This window comes from Streptomyces sp. NPDC002640 (assembly GCF_053592575.1).
The window spans coordinates 144,130-149,092 of the sequence record NZ_JBSFVZ010000021.1 but is presented as its reverse complement, the minus strand read 5'-3'; the positions used below and the strand labels follow the sequence as shown (position 1 = coordinate 149,092).

Annotated in this window: 4 protein-coding genes; 2 read left to right on the top strand and 2 right to left on the bottom strand. The window is 68.8% G+C overall.

Annotated features, from left to right (window positions below):
* Positions 1-1,064 precede the first annotated feature (1,064 nt).
* Together ACWD3O_RS25630 and ACWD3O_RS25625 are read right to left on the bottom strand one after the other, a co-directional pair.
* Positions 1,065-1,571 carry a hypothetical protein gene (locus ACWD3O_RS25630; RefSeq protein WP_451417506.1) on the bottom strand — a complete coding sequence of 169 codons (507 nt, stop codon included), beginning with the start codon at positions 1,569-1,571 and terminating at the stop codon, positions 1,065-1,067.
* Positions 1,572-1,615: 44 nt separating this feature from the next.
* Positions 1,616-2,710 (bottom strand): hypothetical protein, encoded by a 1,095-nt coding sequence (locus tag ACWD3O_RS25625; protein ID WP_451414129.1) that lies wholly within the window; start codon positions 2,708-2,710, stop codon positions 1,616-1,618.
* A 407-nt stretch (positions 2,711-3,117) separates the two neighbouring features.
* Between ACWD3O_RS25625 and ACWD3O_RS25620 the strand changes: the two genes are divergently transcribed.
* Together ACWD3O_RS25620 and ACWD3O_RS25615 are read left to right on the top strand one after the other, a co-directional pair.
* Positions 3,118-3,837 (top strand): hypothetical protein, encoded by a 720-nt coding sequence (locus tag ACWD3O_RS25620; RefSeq protein ID WP_451414130.1) that lies wholly within the window; start codon positions 3,118-3,120, stop codon positions 3,835-3,837.
* A gap of 70 nt (positions 3,838-3,907) precedes the next feature.
* Positions 3,908-4,963, top strand: a 1,056-nt coding sequence (locus ACWD3O_RS25615; protein WP_451417505.1) for an RICIN domain-containing protein, incomplete at its 3' end; no start/stop codon positions are given.

Sequence of the window (4,963 nt, the reverse complement as noted above, 5' to 3'; positions counted from 1 at the left end):
CCGGTGCAGCTCCGGGCCTATGACGTCGGTGACCGCGCAGGCGGTGTCGATGTCGTCGGCCTGCAACGCCCGCAGGTAGGTGAAGGCGGCGATGATGTCCTCCGGCTTCATCGGAGGGAGCGGCGCGGAGACGGTGTTCTCGGGCCAGCGGATGAACTGGTCCCGCCGCACCGTGAAATTCGCAAGTCCGTCCGGCGTCGTGACGCCGTGCACGGAGGTGGAGACGGCAACGGCCTCATCGTCTACCGCCAGGCCATCTCCCTCGGCGACCGTGCAGGCCACGGTGTGTCCGCGCCGAGCTCGCCCATCGCCCCGAAGATCGGGGCCTTGTCGAACAGCGACCAACGCCGCCCTGCCGCATCCGTGAACTGAACCTCGACCCATCGGGCCATGGCTCATCGTCCACCCAGCGGACCGCCTCACGTCGCAGCTGAAGCACGAACGCCCCCACGGCCGAACAAGGTCTTCAACGAGCGCCCAGTATGCCGCGAAATGCCAGGCGCCGGTTACGGGACAACCTTTCGCCAGGGCGCGGGTTGAACAAGGCGTGGCCTCCTGGCCCTTGGGCGTCGCCCGGGCGCAGCACGGGCCGGACAACGTGGGAACGCGGGGACACCACAAGCACAGCGGCGCGCCGTGCGCCGGGACGACTGGCCCGGCAGGGGAGGCGGACCTGGCAGCGGACCGGAGGTCGGCCGCCGACGGGCCCGGGAAGCGGCGCGGCGGCAGCCGGCATCCCGGTGACCCGGCAGCCCAAGCGGCCCGGCAGCCGGCATGGGCGTGCCAAAAGGCATCCGGCGAGCTCGCGGCGGCGGCCCCGGCAGTCCCTGGTGGCCGGCGGCGCCCGGGCGAGCCAGCGGTCCCGGTGGTCGATCTGCGACCAGATCGGGCCGTCGGCCGCTTCGTATCCAAGACCGCCGTCGCGCAGCGGGCAGTAGCGTCCTGGATCCTCAGGACGGCGTTCACCTGCGGCAGGGAGAGGCCGTCCTGGCGCGCCTGCCTGACGGCCGACTCACGGAAGGGGGCTGGTGCTCTCGTCCTTCCCCCTTCCGCGGTGGCGGGTTCTACTCGGATCGGGACGGCTTCTCCGCGGTCGCCTTGGGCGCCTGGGGTGCCTCCGGGACCTTTGGGGCCTGCGGGGTCTTGGGGGGCTTGGTGAAGTCGCTTTTGCTGGGCCTGTTCTGCAGGTCCTCGTCCTTCTGCAGGTCGCCGTACCCCTTCACCGTCGCGCTCGCGTCCTGCATACCGGCGGAGGCCGCCTGGGAGACCGAGCCGGGGCCCTGGGCGTACTGGGCCTGCACGCCAGGGGGCGCCTGGGTGGTCTGGATGAGGGAGCCGAGGAAGCCGAGGACCGCGCGGGCCTCGGGCGAGGTCTCCTGCACGATCTTCGCGCGGGAGGAGGCGCCGTGGATCGCGGTGCTGAACAGGCTGGTGCTGGTGTCGTCGTACGTGCCGTCGTCGGAGTCCTCGAAGTCGACGCCCTCGCCGGGCCGGGGCTTCGTGTTGTCGGTGGTCACGGAGAAGAGCCCCGCGCCCCTGCTGGCGGAGTTGAAGATGTTGTCGAACACCATGATCGTCACCTCTGGTCATGTATGTTCGCGGCGGTGCCGCGTGGTCAGGGCTGCTTGTAGAGGGTCTGCTGGCTGACGGTCAGGGTCTCGACGTCGAGCAGGGTGTGGTGGACGTCCAGGGCGGACACGACCTCGGCAAGCCCGTGCAGGTGGAAGCCGCCGGGCGCCAGGTCGAGGTCGTTGATGTCGCGGGCGACCAGGTGGTCGAGGCCGGGATAGGTGCCGGGCTGCGGAGGAGCAAGGACCGCCACCGGCACGGCGTACTGCACCGCGATCAGCCCGGAGAAGGTCACCGGGATCTCGTAGGTGTACTGCTTGCGGCTGCGCCGCTGGGTGACGATGGTCTGCACGCGGGAGTTCGCCGGCACCTTCCCGGAGATCTGCGACTTCGAGACCCAGCTGGTGGTGAGCGACCCCCCGACGGTGGCAGCGATGCCCAGGGCCAGCTGGGCGTTGAGGGACGCGTTGCCGGTGGCGCTGCCCGAGGTCGTGAACCCCACCGAGTTGGTCATCGTGTTCGACGAGGAGTTCGTCGCGGAGCTACTCGCGGACGTCTCGGTGGTGTTGGCGTTGTCGACCCCGATGCTGTCCTTGCTGTTCTTGTTGGTGACCGTGTTCGCGTTCTTGTTCGCCGTCCCGTTCTGGCACGACGCTGCGAGCTGCGACTGCAGGTCCAGGCGCAGCTGGTTCTGCAGCTGCAGCTGCAGCGAGGCGCCGACGCTGCCGCCGAAGGTGAGTTTGGCGTCGCCGTGCAGTGACCAGGTGACTCCGTTGGAGATGGTGAAGTCGACCGAGTCTGTGAAGGTCATCTCGTCGCTGCCGCGGTTGACGTAGGTGCGGGAGGAGAACGTGTCGGGCGGGGGCTGGGCGATGTCACCGCGTACCTCGATCAGCGGCTCCCCGAGGTTCATGTAGGCGAGCCAGCCTCGCTCGAACGCGGTCCCGGAGAAGGTGCCGAAGCTCGACTTGTTCACGGAGAACCCGACGGGCTTGTGCTTCACACCGGAAGGGTCGACGTAGACCAGGTTGGGGTGGTTCAGGAGCGACTGCCAGGTCTGCTCGATATTGAGTTCCCGCAGGTTCTTCTTCGTCAGCGGCTGACGCTTGGCGTCTACCAGGCTGTATGCGGTGGAAGGCATCTACCCGTCCTCGACTAATTCCGGCCGAACCGCGCTGGGTGAAATGCAGGCAGAAGCCTGCGCACGTTCCGCCAGGCGAAATTACCGCGCCGACTCCCACCCGGGAAGCCACATTCATGCACCACGCTCAATCGAGTGATCGATTTTCGGAAACCGCTTCCGACACGCCGATGAAGTGACCATTCTTCACCCGCTGTCACTCGATCGAGCAATTTTCACCTCGCGCGCCCGCGGGTAGCGTGAGCTCGGATGTTGCCATGGGCGCAATTCCATGTGCTGCCATGGAACCGATTTCGTGCGTCTCATCGGCGACAACAGTCAGGCCGGCCGTGCATGCCACGTGACACATGGCTGCACCTAGCATCCAAGCATTGTTCTCTCCAGTTCAGGACAGGTGAGGTTTTGCGATGTACACACAAGAACGCACAGCGATGTCCAATCTGGTCGTCGGCGGCCCGGTGGCGGTGAACAGCCACGACAACGCGATCGTCGCGGCACTGGTCGAAAACCGTCCGGTGATGCTCGTCCATGCCTTCAACGGCGGTTACCTGCGGCCCGCGGAGTTGGGCGAGGCGAGCCATGACAAGGGAGTTCAGCTGGCCACCGCCCTCGACGAGACCGTCAAGGAGGCCAACGGCCACCTCTGGCACATCACTCCTGCCGGGTTCTTCGGGCAGCGCCCTCTGTACTTCATCGAGAGCGCCGCCGGCCAGGCGGTGGCCCAGCCCGCCGGCGCGGGCGGAACCGACGCCGGACGTGGCGACGACGGCGCGCCGAAGCCACAGCGCAGGCGCATCACCGTCCACCAGGACGCCCCCAAGAGCACTGCCGACACCGTCCAGGTCGGACTGCCCGGCAAGGTCGGCGACAAGTGGCGGGGGAAGAACGGCGCGCCCGAGGACACCCAGCTCTGGGTCGTCACGGTCACGCCGTGGGGCGGCATCACCTTCGTGCCGATCACCCACCCCGACACCATCCTCGGCTTCAAGGACCACTCGGTGACCGCCGACAGCGAGGTCAGGCTCACCTACAACTGGGGTGGGGACTTCACCGGGACGGTCATCAACACGTTCTACCCGCGCCTGCCGAACGAGTGGAACGTCCCGTACCACCACGTCTTCACGTGATCGGCGGCGCGCACCGCCGCACTCCGCCCGTCCCGAGTCACCGTCCGCACCGCCTGGAAGAGGCACCACGATGCCCGTGCCCACGCAAGAAGTGAAACTGGAGATCATCAACGCCGCGACGGGGAAGACCCTCGGGCCTCAAGCCGTGCGCGGCACGAACGGGGCGCTCGTCGTCCGCGAGTTCCCCGAGGACGGCCCGGCCCCGCAGCAGTGGCAAATCGTCCCCGTGCAACCGGCGCAGGACGAGCAGGTCTACGTGATCCGCAACACGGGCGACGGCAAGGTGCTCGAGCAGCCAGCCGCCGCGGGCGGCGGCGTCCGGCAAGAGGCCGCTGCCGCCGGCAGAGCCACTCAGCAGTGGCGCCTCGTTCCCGCCGACGGCGAAGCCGCCCTCTACGTGATCGAGAGCGCGGCCGACGACACCGTCCTCGACCTAGACATCGATGCCGATCCGGGCGCGTCCGTCGAGAACGCCATCCCGGTCGTCGTGCGGGCCTACGACGAGGACACGGAGAGCCAGCGGTGGCGTCTCGTGCCGGCCGAGCCCGAGCGTGTCAGCGATCCGGCACTGCGTTGGGCCTCTCTGGCGCACTGGAACGGACGGCAGTCCTGGCGGCTGTCCTCCTCGGCGGCACTGCGGCCCGTACCCGGCGCGACACCCTCGTTCAGCAACCTGCTGCTGGTCCTCGACCGGTTCGGGAGCGACCAGGAGGCCGGCGGCTGGAAGAGCGAAGGGGCCGCGCCCCGCCCCGGCGCACAGCCGGGCTCGTGGGCCGGGCCCGGCGCGCGCTTCCTCGCCGAAACCGCCGGAGCGGCACCGGCGGACATCGTCGCGGTCAAGCCGGCCCAGGGGGTGGTGACAGCGGCTGCCAGGGGTGACGGCACGTTCGAGGACGAAGAGCGCGTCCTGCACTCGCCCGCGCCCTCTGAGAACCCCGGGGACCTGTGGACCTTCGCCGACTTCAAGGGCGAAGGAAAGCCCGGCATCGTAGTGCTGGCCGCCGCCGGTGTCCGGGTGTACTCCCATGAGGAGGACGGGACGTTCAAGGCCGCCGCCGACGGGCCGGCCCTCCAGGCGTTCGGCCATGGCGACCAGGCCGGCGGGTGGCGCGTGGACAAGCATCCC